The organism is Polynucleobacter aenigmaticus, assembly GCF_002206635.1.
In the GTDB taxonomy this organism is placed as follows: domain Bacteria; phylum Pseudomonadota; class Gammaproteobacteria; order Burkholderiales; family Burkholderiaceae; genus Polynucleobacter; species Polynucleobacter aenigmaticus.
In genome coordinates this window covers 31,820-47,633 of sequence record NZ_NGUO01000012.1, presented here as the reverse complement: position 1 = coordinate 47,633, position 15,814 = coordinate 31,820, and the positions used below count along the sequence as shown (strand labels likewise).

General features: G+C 45.7%; 16 protein-coding genes. 7 read left to right on the top strand and 9 right to left on the bottom strand.

Annotation, left to right across the window (positions count from 1 at the left end):
• Window positions 1-106: 106 nt before the first annotated feature.
• Genes CBI30_RS08365 through zapD form a run of 5 tightly spaced genes read left to right on the top strand, consistent with a single transcriptional unit; the run spans window position 107 to window position 3,510 of the window.
• Window positions 107-1,396, top strand: coding sequence for an HlyC/CorC family transporter (locus CBI30_RS08365; RefSeq protein WP_088527849.1), 1,290 nt, complete (start codon window positions 107-109; stop codon window positions 1,394-1,396).
• Window positions 1,393-1,605 (top strand): type II secretion system F family protein, encoded by a 213-nt coding sequence (locus tag CBI30_RS08360; RefSeq protein WP_240553547.1) that lies wholly within the window; start codon window positions 1,393-1,395, stop codon window positions 1,603-1,605. The genes CBI30_RS08365 and CBI30_RS08360 overlap by 4 nt, the downstream gene beginning before the upstream one ends.
• Window positions 1,605-2,105: a prepilin peptidase gene (locus CBI30_RS08355; RefSeq protein ID WP_088527848.1), complete on the top strand. Its 501-nt coding sequence runs from the start codon at window positions 1,605-1,607 to the stop codon at window positions 2,103-2,105. Before CBI30_RS08360 ends, CBI30_RS08355 begins: the two co-directional genes overlap by 1 nt.
• Complete coding sequence (coaE, locus tag CBI30_RS08350) at window positions 2,060-2,722, top strand: dephospho-CoA kinase (protein WP_088527847.1); 663 nt, start codon at window positions 2,060-2,062, stop codon at window positions 2,720-2,722. The genes CBI30_RS08355 and coaE overlap by 46 nt, the downstream gene beginning before the upstream one ends.
• A 35-nt stretch (window positions 2,723-2,757) precedes the next feature.
• The gene (zapD, locus tag CBI30_RS08345) at window positions 2,758-3,510 is read left to right on the top strand and encodes a cell division protein ZapD (protein ID WP_088527846.1); all 753 of its coding nucleotides are present in this window, start codon (window positions 2,758-2,760) and stop codon (window positions 3,508-3,510) included.
• Here the strand turns inward: zapD and CBI30_RS08340 are convergent.
• From CBI30_RS08340 to exaC, 5 genes are all read right to left on the bottom strand, one after another.
• On the bottom strand, window positions 3,507-3,923 hold the full coding sequence (locus CBI30_RS08340; RefSeq protein ID WP_088527845.1) for an NUDIX domain-containing protein: 417 nt from the start codon (window positions 3,921-3,923) through the stop codon (window positions 3,507-3,509). The two genes, zapD and CBI30_RS08340, sit on opposite strands and share 4 nt — an antisense overlap.
• A 14-nt stretch (window positions 3,924-3,937) precedes the next feature.
• Entirely contained in the window at window positions 3,938-4,798 is an 861-nt protein-coding gene (locus CBI30_RS08335) for an ATP-binding protein (RefSeq protein WP_088527844.1), read from the bottom strand.
• 11 nt (window positions 4,799-4,809) lie between these two features.
• Window positions 4,810-6,045 carry a bifunctional glutamate N-acetyltransferase/amino-acid acetyltransferase ArgJ gene (gene argJ, locus CBI30_RS08330; protein WP_088527843.1) on the bottom strand — a complete coding sequence of 412 codons (1,236 nt, stop codon included), beginning with the start codon at window positions 6,043-6,045 and terminating at the stop codon, window positions 4,810-4,812.
• 80 nt (window positions 6,046-6,125) lie between these two features.
• Window positions 6,126-6,503, bottom strand: coding sequence for a DUF779 domain-containing protein (locus CBI30_RS08325; protein WP_088527842.1), 378 nt, complete (start codon window positions 6,501-6,503; stop codon window positions 6,126-6,128).
• 78 nt (window positions 6,504-6,581) lie between these two features.
• Window positions 6,582-8,102, bottom strand: a complete 1,521-nt coding sequence (gene exaC, locus CBI30_RS08320; RefSeq protein ID WP_088527841.1) for an acetaldehyde dehydrogenase ExaC — start codon at window positions 8,100-8,102, stop codon at window positions 6,582-6,584.
• 284 nt (window positions 8,103-8,386) lie between these two features.
• Between exaC and CBI30_RS08315 the strand changes: the two genes are divergently transcribed.
• On the top strand, window positions 8,387-9,529 hold the full coding sequence (locus CBI30_RS08315; RefSeq protein WP_088527840.1) for a sigma-54-dependent Fis family transcriptional regulator: 1,143 nt from the start codon (window positions 8,387-8,389) through the stop codon (window positions 9,527-9,529).
• Here the strand turns inward: CBI30_RS08315 and secA are convergent, their stop codons facing one another.
• Window positions 9,530-12,295 carry a preprotein translocase subunit SecA gene (gene secA, locus CBI30_RS08310; RefSeq protein WP_088527839.1) on the bottom strand — a complete coding sequence of 922 codons (2,766 nt, stop codon included), beginning with the start codon at window positions 12,293-12,295 and terminating at the stop codon, window positions 9,530-9,532.
• Between the two features lie 53 nt (window positions 12,296-12,348).
• On the opposite strand from secA, the gene CBI30_RS08305 reads away from it, so the two are divergent.
• Window positions 12,349-12,852 carry a hypothetical protein gene (locus tag CBI30_RS08305; RefSeq protein WP_088527838.1) on the top strand — a complete coding sequence of 168 codons (504 nt, stop codon included), beginning with the start codon at window positions 12,349-12,351 and terminating at the stop codon, window positions 12,850-12,852.
• 27 nt (window positions 12,853-12,879) lie between these two features.
• Here the strand turns inward: CBI30_RS08305 and lpxC are convergent, their stop codons facing one another.
• The 3 genes from lpxC to ftsZ all read right to left on the bottom strand — a co-directional run bounded on the left by lpxC (window position 12,880) and on the right by ftsZ (window position 15,779).
• Window positions 12,880-13,794, bottom strand: coding sequence for a UDP-3-O-acyl-N-acetylglucosamine deacetylase (lpxC, locus tag CBI30_RS08300; protein ID WP_088527837.1), 915 nt, complete (start codon window positions 13,792-13,794; stop codon window positions 12,880-12,882).
• A gap of 28 nt (window positions 13,795-13,822) precedes the next feature.
• Window positions 13,823-14,323 carry a peroxiredoxin gene (locus CBI30_RS08295; RefSeq protein ID WP_088527836.1) on the bottom strand — a complete coding sequence of 167 codons (501 nt, stop codon included), beginning with the start codon at window positions 14,321-14,323 and terminating at the stop codon, window positions 13,823-13,825.
• 115 nt (window positions 14,324-14,438) lie between these two features.
• The gene (gene ftsZ, locus CBI30_RS08290; protein WP_088527835.1) at window positions 14,439-15,779 is read right to left on the bottom strand and encodes a cell division protein FtsZ; all 1,341 of its coding nucleotides are present in this window, start codon (window positions 15,777-15,779) and stop codon (window positions 14,439-14,441) included.
• Window positions 15,780-15,814: the final 35 nt, after the last annotated feature.

Genomic DNA, 15,814 nt, shown 5'->3' with positions numbered 1-15,814 from the left:
TGACATATATTGAAGAATGCATTCATGCCCATTTCCAATACACCTATAGCTAGTGAAATCGCACTTTGCTATATTGGTTGCTCCTTATTCTTCGTAGGCATAACTAATGGACACTTTTTTTGATGATTGGCCCTTTATTGGGCAAGTCGCACTAGTCCTATTTTTACTCGCACTATCCGGCTTTTTTTCAATGGCCGAAACCAGCATGCTGTCTTCCAATCGTCATCGCTTACGCGCGATGGCTAATGGTGGAAATGCTGGAGCCGCCCTTGCCGAAAGACTATTGAAGCGCATTGATTCACTGTTATCAGTGCTGCTTATTTCAAACAACCTCATCAATACCATCCTGCCAATTTTGGTCACTGGCATTGCGCTCCATATTTTTGGAGATAGCGGCTTGGTGCTATCGATTGCCACCCTAGTAGTTGCCTTACTGATCATTATTTTTAGTGAGATCACACCGAAAGTCATTGGAGCAGCCTTTCCAGAAAAAATTGCTAGTAATGTTGGCTGGATCATTCTCCCCCTCACCTTCGTACTAAAGCCCCTACTTTGGTTTATCAACAACTTTGTGTCTGGATTAATGAGAGTTTCTGGGTTGCAGACCTCTACTGAAAATAGAGTGATGAGCAAAGAAGAGTTGCGCAGCTTGGTTCTTGAATCCAATCGCTTTGTCTCGACCCACCATCGCAACATTTTGCTGAATCTATTTAACCTGGAAAATATCTTGGTGGATGATGTGATGACACCTCGCTCAAAGATTGAAGTACTCGATATCTCTAGGCCGATTGATGAGGTTGTGCAACAACTTGAAACTTGCTATCACAATAAATTACCAGTCTGCGATGGTGACTCTGAGCGCATTATTGGAATACTTTCTGTAAAAAAAGTACTCTCATTGCTGGGCAATGAAGAACTACACCATAAAGACTTTCGATCTCTGCTGAATGAACCCTACTTTATTCCAAGCGGAACACCTGTTCTGCAACAGATGCAATTTTTTCAAGATAACCAACAGCGCTTAAGTCTAGTGGTCAATGAATATGGTGAAGTGCTTGGTCTAGTGACTTTTGAAGATATTGTCGAAGAATTGATCGGTGAATTCACAACCTCATTCTCTAATCTCTCTAATGATCCCCGCTGGCTAGCAGACGGGACTTATCTAGCTAGTGGAACTGCTTCATTGCGAGACTTAAATCGCCTCCTTAAACTAGATCTCCCGCTAGATGGGCCGCGCACCCTAAATGGTCTTATCTTGGAAAAACTAGAAGCTATCCCTGATTACGATGTAAGTATTCGGATTGCTGGCGTAGTCATGGAAATCGTTCAGTTTGATGAGCATGGTGTCAAAACCGTCAAACTATACCGACCCATTACCCAACCGAATCAAGATTGAACGAGCTACTGCATATCGGTGCTGAAAGTGGCGGATTAGCCGAGACGTTAAATAAGCGTGCCACCCCCTTAGGTTCACAACTGAGTAATCAACTCAATACCTTAAGCCAAAGCCTGGGGCCCGCACGCATTCTTTTAGTGGGGGCGATCATTGGCAACTTAGTCATAATCCTATATCTACCCATCTTCAATATAGAACAAATCGTTTAGTGGACCCCAAGATAAGCATCTGGATAATTAAATCCATATTGATACTGGCTTTGCTGTACTTGGCCTATATAGATTGGCGCACATTTCGCCTACCCAATGCGATCACATTTCCCCTAATTATCTTAGGCATTATTTTTAACTGGGCCTCTGAGCTCCGCCTTACATCGCCGTCTTCCGCAATCATCGGGGCGACCTTGGGGTACGGATCACTCTGGACATTAAATGCTGGCTATCGCCTACTCAAGCACCGCAACGGAATTGGTATGGGAGATGCAAAGCTCTTGGCAGCCTTGGGTGCTTGCCTTGGCTGGGGAGCCCTCCCGAGCTTGCTCCTGATAGCCTCTATTACAGGACTTCTTGGTGGCTTCGCTTGGCTCAAATGGAATCGTCACCAAATCCATCAAGCCTTTCCTTTTGGCCCCTTTTTAGCTATTGCTGGCATCATTGAGTTGTTATGGCCTCAACTCATTCCAACCTTGATTCTGCCCAGGCTGATCTAAAAGCTTTGAAAGGGGTAATCCCCTTAATTGGCTTAACCGGTGGCATTGGGTCTGGAAAGACCGCAATCAGCGACTTGCTGGGAGCGCTCGGGGCTGGGATTATCGATACGGATCTGATCTCTCATCAAATTACTGCTCCTGGTGGTAAGGCCATTCCATTGATTACCAAGGCATTTGGGGCTGAATTTATTAATGCTCAAGGCGCCCTAAACCGCCCGAAAATGCGCACTTTAGTCTTTGAAGATCCCCAGGCCAGGCAAATCCTAGAGCAAATTACCCACCCTTTGATTCGACAAGAAACTGCTAAAAAGGCTTTTGAGCTCGTGAAGTTGGGGGTGCCTTACCTTGTTTTTGTTGTTCCTCTTTTAATTGAATCGGGGTCATGGACAAAACTTATTGACTACCTTGTGGTGGTGGATTGCCCAGAAGAAACCCAAATAGAAAGAGTGATGCACCGCAACAATATGACCCGCTCAGAGGTGGAAAATATCCTTAAAGCGCAAACCAGCCGAGATACTCGCCTGGCCGCCGCTAATGCGGTGATTCAAAATCAGGGTAGCCTGGATGAACTCAAACCAGAGGTTTTAATTCTGCACCAAAAAATACTCAGAATTTAGGAAGAGCCTCTGAGTTCGTCATAGAATATAGGCTTGTGATTGTCTACGAATACCCCTTCAACGAATTAGTCCGAAGCATGCTTCGGCTGGAGTATTTGTTCGCCCGCTTCAATCACTTCCTTCGTTCCGACGACCCTGAGCTACACCACAATGCGATTACCATGTTGTTCGATTTAGGTGATATTGGTTCTCGAGGCGACATTAAGTCTTTGCTACTCAAAGAATTCGAGCGTCAAAAATACACTTTGAATGGCTTGAGGTCCTCTCAAAAAGTGGATCAAGAGGCGCTCACACAAACGCTAGCTGAAATTGATAAAGCCGCCCTCAATATTAATCAGTCTATGGGAAAGCCGAATGCCATCATTAGTGAAAGTGAATGGCTTAATGCTATTCGTACTCGATTAAATATTCCTGGTGGGACAAGCCCAATCGATTTACCGAGCTACCATGCCTGGAAAAATACCCCCTCGACTCAGCGCAGAGAATTACTAGAAAAATACGTGGCGCCACTATTGCCGTGGCATGAGGCTTGTCAAATTTTCTTACGCTTATTACGTCAATCTGGCGAAGCAAAAGATGTTGTTGCGCATCAAGGCGCTTATCAACAAGCGCCATCCGGTAAAGTTTATCAATTAATGCGCATTGCTGTAGAAGATGACTCTCTCTTCTCTGAGATCAGCGCTAACAAATATCTACTATCCATTCGTTTTCTGAAGGCGGATCGTGATAAAAAACCTCAGATCCTCAATGAGGATGCGCCATTTAGACTCACCCTCTGCCAGCTCTAAACCTTTAGTAGTCTGAGTTTTTCCAGCATTGGCCATGCCGCTGGCAATAAAGGTTCAACCGTTGGAATTGCATCTCCAAGTATTTGCCAAGACAGTAACTGCCCCTCGCATCCTTCAGGTACACCACTCCATTTTCGGATGATGCTGACATGTAAGCGAACATAAGCATGGGGATAGTCGTGCTCTAAAACAACTAGCTCTTCGCTAGACTCAATATCAATCCCCAACTCTTCCCGTAACTCGCGTTTAAGTGCTGCAAATACGGATTCGCCACTTTCAATTTTGCCGCCCGGAACTTCCCAGTAGCCAGCATAAGGCTTGCCTTCTGGACGCTGACCTAAAAGATAGCGCCCTTCGGCGTCCAGCAAGATTCCAGCGGCAACTTCCGTTATGGGGCGATTGGATTCATTCATTAAAGATGCACTGCTTAAGCACTATGTGAGCCAGCCCAATGCTTAGCGAACTGCCAAGCCACACGCCCAGAGCGTGAGCCGCGCTCTAATGCCCAGACCAATGCCTCAGCTCGTGCACTTTCTATTTGTGCATTACTTAAGCCAAAATGGCGTAACCAATGAGCAACGATTTCAAGATACTCATCTTGTTTTGGCGGGTAGAAAGAAAGCCATAACCCAAAGCGCTCTGATAGAGAAATCTTTTCTTCCACCACTTCGCCTGGATGTATCTCGCCATCATCGCTATGAGAATAGCTCAGGTTATCCTTCATATGCTCAGGCAAGAGGTGGCGACGGTTTGAGGTTGCGTAAATCAAAATATTATCGACTTGGGCAGATACCGAGCCATCCAATGCTGACTTCATCGCCTTATAGCCAGACTCACCATCTTCGAATGAAAGATCATCACAAAAAATAATGAAGCGCTCTGGCCGATCACCCAGTAGATCAGTAATGTCGGCCAAATCAGCTAAATGTTCTTTTTCAACTTCGACTAAGCGTAGGCCTTGGGAGGCAAACTCATGCAGGCTTGCCTTAATCAGAGAGGACTTTCCTGTGCCTCGCGCACCCGTTAGCAAAATATTATTAGCCGGCTTCTTCTGAATAAAGTTTTTTGTATTGTCACGAATAGCATCGCGTTGACGATCAATATTTTTCAGGTCGTCAAAGCTAATGTCTGACACATGCTTGACTGGCTGCAGAAATCCAATACTGCCAAAGATGCTGTCGCGACGACGCCATCTAAAAGCAGTTGAAGACTTCCATTGCTCTTCAGTTAACTGTTTTGGTAAAAATGTTTCAAGGTGATTTAAGAGTTGCTCTAGTTTTTCATTCATTTCACAATTTCCTATGAGCGGTAATCAGCGTTAATGGAAACGTATTCATGCGATAAGTCACACGTCCACATGGTCTGTTGTGCCGATCCGCGACCCAAATCAATCTTGACGGTAATTTCTTCTGCCTGCATAACCCTTTGGCCATCAGCCTCTTGATAGTCGGGATTGCGACCACCATTCTTAGCAACCCATACATCCCCAAGCCACATTTGTACTTTGCCAACATCAAGATCGGTAATGCCGGCATATCCAATAGCCGCCAGGATGCGACCTAAATTAGGATCACTAGCAAAGAAGGCGGTTTTCACCAGGGGGGAGTGAGCTACTGCTTCAGCCACTAATCGGCACTCTTCTTCCATCTTGCCGCCCTGCACATCAATCGTAATAAATTTAGTCGCACCTTCACCATCCCTCACGATCATTTGAGCTAGCTTGCGAGCAAGGTCGATTAAGGCCACCCGCACTGGGCCATAACTAGGATCATCAGCAGATTCAATCTTTACCGACGATTGGCTGGTTGCCATAATGATGAAAGAATCATTGGTTGAAGTATCACCATCAATCGTAATGGCATTAAATGAAAGATCAGCAATCTCACGAGTCAAGGAAGCTAACAGACCTGGTACAAAACCAGCATCCGTTGCAATAAAGCCCAGCATGGTCGCCATATTCGGATGAATCATCCCAGCGCCCTTACAGATACCAGTGATGGTGACTACGCCTGCAGGCGTCTGTACTGTGACAGATGTAGCTTTAGGTTGCGTATCGGTTGTCATGATCGCCTCTGCGGCGTCAAACCAATGATCTTCACCCAAATTAGAAACTGCCTGAGGTAAGGCGCCAATGAGCTTAGTTATCGGCAGCGGCTCCAAAATTACGCCTGTAGAAAAAGGCAGGATTTGCTCAGGGTTCAATTTCAATTCTTTTGCTAGCGCAGCGCAAGTTGCCAAGGCGTCTTTCATACCCTGCTCACCAGTCCCCGCATTAGCATTTCCGGTATTCACTACTAAGGCACGAATCTCACCTTTAGCGCCATCCTGAGCTAGATGCTCTCGGCAGACCTGAACCGGTGCAGCACAGAAACGATTTAAGGTAAATACACCTGCAACCTGGGAGCCGGGGACTAAAGTCATCACCAGGAGATCTTTGCGATTTACCTTCTTAATACCGGCTTCTGCGATACCCATCTGAAAACCTTTAACTGGCTTCAATTGGTCTTTTTTTGGGAGGGGTAGGTTAACTGTCATAGTCTGACGATTGTAGAGGAGACCTTTAGGAATAACTCGGAAGCCTAAAGCCCTACCGAGATGGCCTTTCCAGACTAAACCTAAGCTAAATCAGAGAGCACCTGAGCCTCTATCGAAGCCCACTCTTCATCGGTAAAGAGGCGTGAGCGGGTATGAAATGCTTTTCCTGTCGAGCCTTCAAGGGAAAAAGTTCCTCCTTGCCCTTCAATCACATCCAAAATCAATTGGGTGTGTTTCCAGTATTCATACTGGAGCTTACCTATATAGAATGGCACACCCCCCACTTCACCCAACTGAATATCGTAAGGTCCAATGGTTAAGTCTGTTGGTAGATAGCAATTTGCAGCGCTGTTGTCACAACACCCACCAGACTGATGAAACATGATCTGACCATGCTCGGCTTGCAGCTGCCTAATTAGTGCGAGTGCCTCATCTGTAGCAATTACACGCTCTACCATCGCCATTTTCCTCGGGAGACTAAATTACACAAAAGGGCGGATTGCTCCGCCCTTTGATGAAAATACGAACTTCTCCAGTTAGAAGAAGCCCAATTTGGATTCACTGTAACTGACTAATAGATTCTTAGTTTGTTGATAGTGATCCAGCATGACTTTATGAGTTTCCCTACCGATGCCTGATTCTTTGTATCCACCGAAGGCTGCATGGGCTGGATAAGCATGGTAGCAATTGGTCCATACGCGACCAGCCTTAATAGCACGACCCATACGATAAGCAACATTTCCATTGCGCGCCCAGACCCCAGCCCCCAAACCATAGAGTGTGTCATTGGCAATTTCTAATGCCTCTGCTTCATCCTTAAAGGTGGTCACTGCCAAGACTGGTCCAAAGATTTCCTCTTGGAAAATTCTCATCTTATTGTGGCCTTTGAATAGAGTTGGCTGTACATAGTAGCCGCCTGAAAGATCACCATCTAAATGAGCTTGTGAACCTCCTATCAATACTTCCGCGCCCTCTTGCTTACCCAAATCCAAGTAAGAAAGAATCTTGGTCAATTGTTCTTTGGAGGCTTGTGCGCCCATCATGCTATCCGTGTCTAGTGGATTTACATGCTTAATTGCAGCTACTCGCTTAAGCACCTTCTCCATAAACTTGTCATAAATACTCTCTTGAATCAAAGCCCTAGATGGGCAAGTACATACCTCACCCTGATTGAAGGCAAATAACACCAACCCTTCAATCGCCTTATCTAAAAATCCGTCATCTTTATCCATAACGTCTGCAAAGAAAATATTCGGTGACTTGCCGCCCAATTCCAGAGTAGCAGGTATCAGATTATTTGCCGCAGCTTGAGCAATGACTCGGCCGGTAGAAGTAGAGCCTGTAAAGGCAATCTTTGCAATCCGCTTACTAGTTGCAAGAGGCATACCCGCTTCACGGCCATAGCCATTCACAATATTCAGCACGCCAGGAGGCAAGATATCTGCAATCAACTCGGCCAAAACCAAGATAGAAACAGGAGTGGATTCTGCTGGCTTTAACACTACGCAGTTACCAGCACCTATGGCAGGAGCTAACTTCCAAGCTGCCATCAAGATTGGAAAATTCCATGGAATGATCTGGCCAACCACGCCTAAAGGCTCTTGGAAGTGATACGCAACAGAGGTTTCGTCGATTTGCGACAAAGCACCTTCCTGCGCACGCACACAACCAGCGAAATATCTAAAGTGGTCAACGGTTAATGGGATATCCGCATTTAAGGTTTCACGAATCGCTTTGCCGTTATCCACCGTTTCAGCATAAGCAAGTAGCTCCAAGTTAGCCTCAATACAATCCGCAATCTTCAATAGAACATTTGCGCGATCAGTTGGGGATGTTTTTCCCCATGCATCAGCAGCCTTGTGTGCTGCATCTAAAGCCAATTCGATATCTTCCGCACTAGAACGAGCCGCCTGTGTGTAGACCTTGCCGCTAATTGGGGTAATCACATCAAAGTACTGACCTTTCACTGGCGCCACCCACTTGCCGCCAATGAAATTATCGTATCGAGCTTTGTATTGAATTTTTGCGCCTTGAGCGCCGGGGGCTGCGTAGATCAAAATCTTCTCCTATTAAGGTGCTTAAGAAATGCCATTTCTTTCTTTCAAAAATGGCCTTAGAGATACTGTGTCGCAAGCTGAAAACTTATTCAATCAAATGCAGTGCAGCATTTTTTAAATATCCTTAAAAGAGCTGAAAGCGAGGGTAATTCCTGAGAAATAAAACAGGTAAGTGTTCATTTATGTAACACCCTCGAGTTTCAACACCATGATTAAGGGTATTGCCTCATTCAATAAAATAAATTTGTTTATATAGTGGTTCTCTAACTTTTTGTAGGCACAAGATGAAAGTTTCCAATCTCCGTGATATCAGAAGAAGCTGGCTTCTTCACGGAGACCTGCCTGAAAATGCTCTTGAGGCCCAATTAGGATTGACGGTATATCGCTCTTGGCAAAGATGTCTGCAATCTGGTTTGGATGCATATCAAAAACAATTGCCTGACAACATTTTAAGTGGGCAAGTATTGCAAACTCGCATTGAACAGCGACGCGATTTAATTGCTCTAGCCAAACCAACAATGCACTATTTACATGGCCTGATGTCTGGTAGCGGTGGCGTAATCATACTTTCAGATCACCAGGGAGTGATTGTGCATTCCGTTGGAGATGCAGAATTTATTTCTAAAGCTGATCGAGTACTGCTAAAAACAGGCGCATCTTGGCTTGAAAAGCATCGAGGCACTAATGCAATCGGTACAGCCTTGGTAGATAGAGTAGCAGTCTCGGTAAATGGATCAGAGCACTTTTTAGAAAACAATGGCTTTTTGAGTTGTACTGCAGCCCCCATCTTTGAACCAGATGGAAAAATTAGCGGCGTACTAAATATCTCGACGGATAAAAGCACGCACCATCCCCATACCCTTGGCCTAGTTAAGGCAACTGTTCACTCCCTAGAAAAACAATTATTTTCTGCCAATGAATTTCAATACGCCTTAGTCCTCAGGATTCACAATAGTCCAGAAGGCTTGGGGTCCATAGGTGAGGGAATGATTGGGGTTGATGAAAGTGGCACCGTTTTAGGGGTTGATAGAGTTGCGTTATCCCTATTAGAAATGAATGCTCTTGATATTGGGGTAGTCAAGATTCAGCAAATCCTAGATATCTCATTAGGCCAACTATTTGATTGCGCGAAAAAAGATGGTGGCAAGATTCATGCAATAAGAACACGCTGCTCAAAATCTTTATTCTTCAAAACAAATTTGAGTCAGTCGTATGATGGCCACTCTCATGAGTATCAAGAGCCCAACGGCAAGGATTTATCCAAAAATCTAGCAGAGGATTTGATTGAAACCGGAGCTCTCAAGCAACTTTCAAGAATGGCAATTCAGAAAACATTGGAGAAGACCAATGGGAATATCAGTCTTGCAGCCAAGCTATTGCGAATTAGTAGAAATACTTTGTACCGCCATTTGAAGTCACAGCCTTAATTACGCCAAGGCCCCACAGCAGTTCTTATATTTCTTGCCACTGCCGCACGTACAAGGATCATTACGACCGACCTTTGGTCCGGCGCGCATCGGGGCAGGAGCAATTTCAATTGCTGCACCACGATCACCTGTTGAGCCAGCTACTTCAAGCTCCGGGTCTGCATGCTGATACTGCACGTCAGCGAGCTTAGCCAAATCTTCATTGATCGACTCGGAGGCTTCATCCAGCTCGCTTGCACTACGAATCTGCACTGTCATGATGCTTTTAACAACATCATTCTTAATGACATTCAGCAGCTCGCCATACAACTCAAATGCTTCGCGACGATATTCTTGTTTTGGATCTTTTTGGGCATAGCCACGCAAATGGATTCCTTGACGCAAATGATCCAAAGCTGCCAAATGTTCGCGCCAATGGGTGTCTAGGCTGTAAAGTAAAACAGAGCGCTCAAATCCAGCAAAAGAGGTGCGACCTGAGAGCTCGACTTTTGCATCATAAGCCTCATTTGCAGTCTCTAATACGCGCTCAACAATCTGCTCATCATCCATGGATGCGGCACTTTCAACCCAATTTTTCAGGTCGATAGTTAAGCCCCAGTCGTTAGCCAATACATTCTCAAGTCCTACTAGGTCCCATTGCTCTTCCATCGACTCACGAGGAACATACAACGCACAAATAGTACGCAAGACATCTTCACGTAAATTGGCAATTAACTCACCAACATCAGCACTTTCTAGAACTTCATTTCTTAAGCGGTAGGTTTCTTTACGCTGGTCATTGGCAACGTCGTCATACTCCAATAACTGCTTACGAATATCAAAGTTTCGACCTTCAACCTTGCGCTGTGCAGACTCAATGGAACGAGTCACCATACCAGCTTCGATAGGTTCTCCATCTGGCATTTTGAGGCGATCCATGACTGCACGCAAACGATCTCCAGCAAAAATACGCAACAGAGAATCATCCAGGGAAAGATAAAAACGGGAAGAGCCAGGGTCGCCCTGACGGCCTGCGCGACCACGCAATTGATTGTCAATACGACGACTTTCGTGACGCTCTGTACCAATAATATGTAATCCGCCAGCAGTCAATACTTGATCGTGCAGACTTTGCCACTCATCTTGCAAGGTTTTAATCTTGCTAGACTTATCTGCATCTAAAAGCTCTGCATCCGCCTCAATCAAGGAAGATTGTTTGGCAACGTTGCCACCCAATACGATATCTGTTCCACGACCAGCCATATTGGTAGCAATGGTGATCATCTTCGGTCTACCAGCTTGAGCAATGATCTCAGCTTCGCGGGCATGTTGTTTTGCATTCAAGACTTGATGCGGTAACTCGCGCTTATCAAGCAAACCAGCGATCAACTCTGAGTTTTCAATGGAGGTTGTTCCAACTAGCACCGGCTGACCGCGCTGATAGCAATCTTCGATATCTTTGATGACTGCGTCGTAACGCTCGCGCGAAGTCTTGTAGATCTGATCTTGACGATCTTTTCTTTGGCTAATGCGATTTGGCGGAATGACTACAGTCTCAAGGTTATAAATTTCCTTGAACTCATAGGCTTCAGTATCAGCAGTACCAGTCATACCAGCCAGCTTGCCGTACATACGGAAGTAATTTTGGAAGGTAATCGTTGCTAGCGTCTGATTTTCATTCTGAATCTGCACGCCTTCTTTAGCCTCAACAGCTTGATGCAAGCCATCTGACCAACGACGCCCCTGCATTAAACGTCCCGTGAACTCATCAACAATGATGACCTCATTGTTTTGCACTACGTATTGTTGATCACGTTTATATAGAGTATGTGCACGTAGGGCGGCATATACATGGTGCATCAAGGTAATATTTTGCGGAGAATATAAGGAATCACCATCATTTAAGGCGCCAAGCTCGACCAAAACTGTCTCAGCTTTATCGTGCCCGCGCTCAGTTAGATATACCTGCTGGGATTTTTCATCAACCCAGTAATCGCCCGGCTTTTCAACACCAGTACCATCGGATTTTTCTTCGCCGATCTGACGCTCTAAGTAAGCCGGCAATGCATTGATCTTGATATATAAATCAGTGTGATCTTCAGCCTGACCAGAAATGATTAGTGGTGTACGCGCCTCATCGATCAAGATGGAATCCACCTCATCCACAATCGCATAAGCTAGGCCACGTTGTACGCGTTGACCCAAATCTTGAACCATGTTGTCGCGCAGATAATCAAAACCAAATTCATTATTGGTTCCGTAGGTGATATCAGCGGCATATGCTTCTTGCTTGGTTGTGTGATCCATTTGCGATAGATTCACGCCAACCTTCATACCCAAGAAGTTATAAAGAGTAGCCATCCACTCAGCGTCACGTTGCGCCAAATAATCATTTACCGTAATGACATGAACGCCCTTACCGATTAATGCATTTAAATATACGGGAAGTGTTGCGGTTAAAGTTTTACCTTCACCAGTGCCCATTTCAGCAATCTTGCCTTGATGCAATGCAAGACCACCCATCATCTGCGCATCAAAATGGCGCATCTTCATAACGCGTGAGCTGGCTTCACGAACCACTGCAAAAGCTTCCGGCGCTAGATCGTCCAATGCCTCACCTGCAGCCAAACGCGACTTGAACTCAGCAGTTTTTGCTTGCAGTGCTGCATCATCCAAAGCTTGCAGGCTAGACTCGAAAGCGCTAACTTTGGCAACTACTTTGCGATACTGTTTTAAGAGGCGGTCGTTACGACTGCCGACCAGGGTTTTAAGAAGACCGATTACCATGGGATATTGAAGTAAATTAAGACCTTGAGTTTATCACCCGCGCCCTTTTTTATATGAACTTTGCCCCTAAACCCAATCGTACGCAAGCTGCCCATGAGTTGCTGGACTACCTACGGGGTTCTGAGGGACTTGGGGGAATTTTGGCAAAAACAGAAGATCTTGCCAAACTCAGAATTGCTCTGAAAGCAGCCCTGTTTGAACTTGATTTGGATAACCTGGCCTCAAAAATTGAGGCTGGATGGCGTTCCGGAGGCCAAAATGAGCTCTTTTTATTGGTCAGTGGCGCGAGCATTGCTACCCGCCTTCAACAAGTTTTACCAAGTCTAATCAATGAGTTAGCTAAAAAAGGAGTCGTTTGTACGGCTATTAAAGTACGCCTCAAGCCTGCACCACCTACTTGGGAAATTAAACCTAGAGAGAGGCATCAAGAAACGGCGAAACCAAAAGGATTTAATGCGGTAGCGAGAGCCTCTTGGGAGTCTTTGGTTGAAAAATTAGCCCCGGATTCTGACTTACGCAAGGCAGTTGAGCGCCTTCTTCAAAGCAAACCCAAATAAAGATTATTAAATCCTCAGAAGAGGGTTTTAGAAAAAGAGGGGTTGACTCTCTTTGGAATAGGCCGCAGGAGCCTTATTTTCTGGAAAACTACTAATCTCGTAAGAGCTAGGATCATCTAGGAGCTTGCGCAAAAGGGCGTTATTGAGGGCATGACCTGATTTTTCAGCGACATATGACCCAACAATGGGATGTCCCACTAAATAGAGATCCCCAATCGCATCCAAAATCTTGTGGCGAACAAACTCATCCTCATAACGCAGTTCCTCGTTATTCAAGATACGGTGCTCATCAAGCACAATCGCGTTATCCAAGCTTCCGCCGCGCGCTAAACCCATCTCTCGCAATGCCTCAACCTCGTGCGCAAAGCCAAAGGTGCGTGCACGACCAATTTCACTACGATAAGCATGCTCAGCAAAGTCCACTACAAAACGCTGCCCTGTCTTATCTACTGCCGGATGCTTAAAGTCGATTGTGAAATCCAACTTATAACCAAAGAATGGTTCTAATCTCGCAAGCTTGTCACCCTCTCGCACTTCAATCGGCTTTTTAATCACCAAAAATTGTCGCGCTGCGTCTTGCTCAGCAATGCCGGCAGATTCCATGAGGAATAAAAATGAGGCGGCACTACCATCCATGATGGGCACTTCTTCGCCGTCTAACTCAATTAATAAGTTATCAAGTCCTAAACCCGCACAAGCGGAGAGCAAATGCTCCACAGTGGAAATGCGTACACCGTCTTTTTGAATTACCGAGGCAAGACGGGTGTCGCATACAGCCAATGCGGTAGCCGGAACAACGGATTGCTCCGGCGTATCTACACGTACAAATAAGATTCCTGAATTTACTGGCGCAGGCTTGATTGATAAGGTCACCTTGCGCCCAGAGTGCAAGCCAATCCCCACGGTTTTAATCGGTGTGGCGATTGTGCGTTGCTTCATCATGGTCTCATCTAAATTCAGGAATAATTTTTTAAAGCTTCTTCAATACTGAAGCAGCATCGCTTACTTCAAACTTGCCAGGAGCTTCACGATCTAAGGTTTTTACAACGCCATCTTCAACGATCATGGCATAACGGTCTGAACGAACACCAAAACCACGAGCAGTCAAATCTAATTCCAAGCCCAGTTTCTTAGTAAATTCGGCACTGCCATCACCCAGCATGCGAATCTTGTTTCCTACTTTTTGATCGCGTCCCCAGGCGCCCATAACAAATGGGTCGTTGACTGAAATACACCAAATCTCGTCAACACCTTTTGCTTTAATAGCATCAAAGTGCTCAACATAACTTGGGACATGCTTTGCAGAGCAGGTTGGCGTAAATGCACCTGGCAGCGCAAAGATCACTACTTTTTTACCAGCAGCAAGCTTTTCAACTTCAAAAGCATTAGGTCCAATGGTGCAGCCTTCAGTCGCCTCATCTAAAAACTCATAGAGAGTGGCGTTTGGTAATTTTTGTCCGACTGCAATCATAAGATCTCCAATTAATAAATAGTTGTCATAAGTATGCCAACGCTAGCGCGGGATTCGTCGTCCGGAGGGGCGCCGCGCTGGCATTTTGCAACTACCTATTGTATTGAGCAGTGGTTTAGTCTGCTTGCTTGCGTAAAAAGGCTGGAATCTCGTAATAATCAGCCCCTTTATCCAACATGGATTTAGCCTGCGGTGAGCTATCAGCACCTAACGTAGGGGCTGGTGTAGCTTCGCGCGAACTACGAAATACGCGTGGCAAATCATATTGACTGTAATCAACACCACTAGTTGCTGGTTTGGCAGCCATTGAAGGCGCGCTACCTGCACCCATCATTGACAAGCCAGCGCTCGTACTCAAAGCTGAATCTAAACCTACCTTGCTCATTGCTGCAGATGCGCTAGCAGGAGCAAAACTGTTTAAGTCAGCCATTGTTGGCATTGCGTCATGCGTACCAGTAGCTTGTCTCCAGACGACTTCTGGCTGATGACTTTGGCGTGCTTGTGGATTATTTAATCCAGTTGCTACAACAGTAACGCGCAATGCATCGCCCAAAGTCTCGTCATAGACAGTACCGAAAATTACGGTAGCGTCATCAGCAGCATAGCCACGAATTGCAGCCATGACCTCACGAGTCTCAGACAATTTCAATGAACGACTAGCAGTGATGTTTACCAATACGCCACGTGCACCGGACAGATCAACACCTTCGAGCAATGGTGATGCAACTGCGGCTTCAGCAGCTAAGCGCGCACGATCCATGCCGGAAACTGTTGCCGTTCCCATCATCGCTTTGCCTTGCTCACCCATTACAGTCTTCACGTCCTCAAAGTCGACGTTGATCAAACCTTGTACGTTAATAATTTCTGCAATACCTGAAACAGCGTTATGCAAAACATCATCGGCGCAAGCAAAGGCTTTATCAAACTCAGCATCCTCACCCATGACTTCAAAGAGCTTTTCATTGAGCACTACGATCAATGAGTCAACGTAGGACTCGAGTTCAGCGGCGCCGTTTTCTGCAACCTTGAGACGTTTTACACCCTCAAAGTCAAATGGCTTACTAATCACGCCCACAGTCAAAATACCCATTTCTTTAGCAACTTGGGCTACGATTGGTGCAGCACCAGTACCCGTGCCACCACCCATACCAGCAGTGATAAACACCATGTGTGCACCTTGCAATGTATCTGCAATACGAGCACGCGCTTCTTCGGCAGAAGCTGCACCGATTTCAGGTTTTGCGCCAGCACCAAGTCCGCTAGAGCCTAGTTGCAAATTCACAGATGCCTCAGAACGCTGTAAAGCGCCAGCATCGGTGTTCATGCAAATAAACTCTACGCCGTTAACTCCACGACGAATCATGTGTTGAACTGCATTACCACCTGCACCGCCAACTCCAACCACTTTAATGATGGTTTTGCCAGCTGTTTCTTGATCTAACATTTCAAATTCCATATACCCTCCTAGGTAATAAACGTACTACATTGACG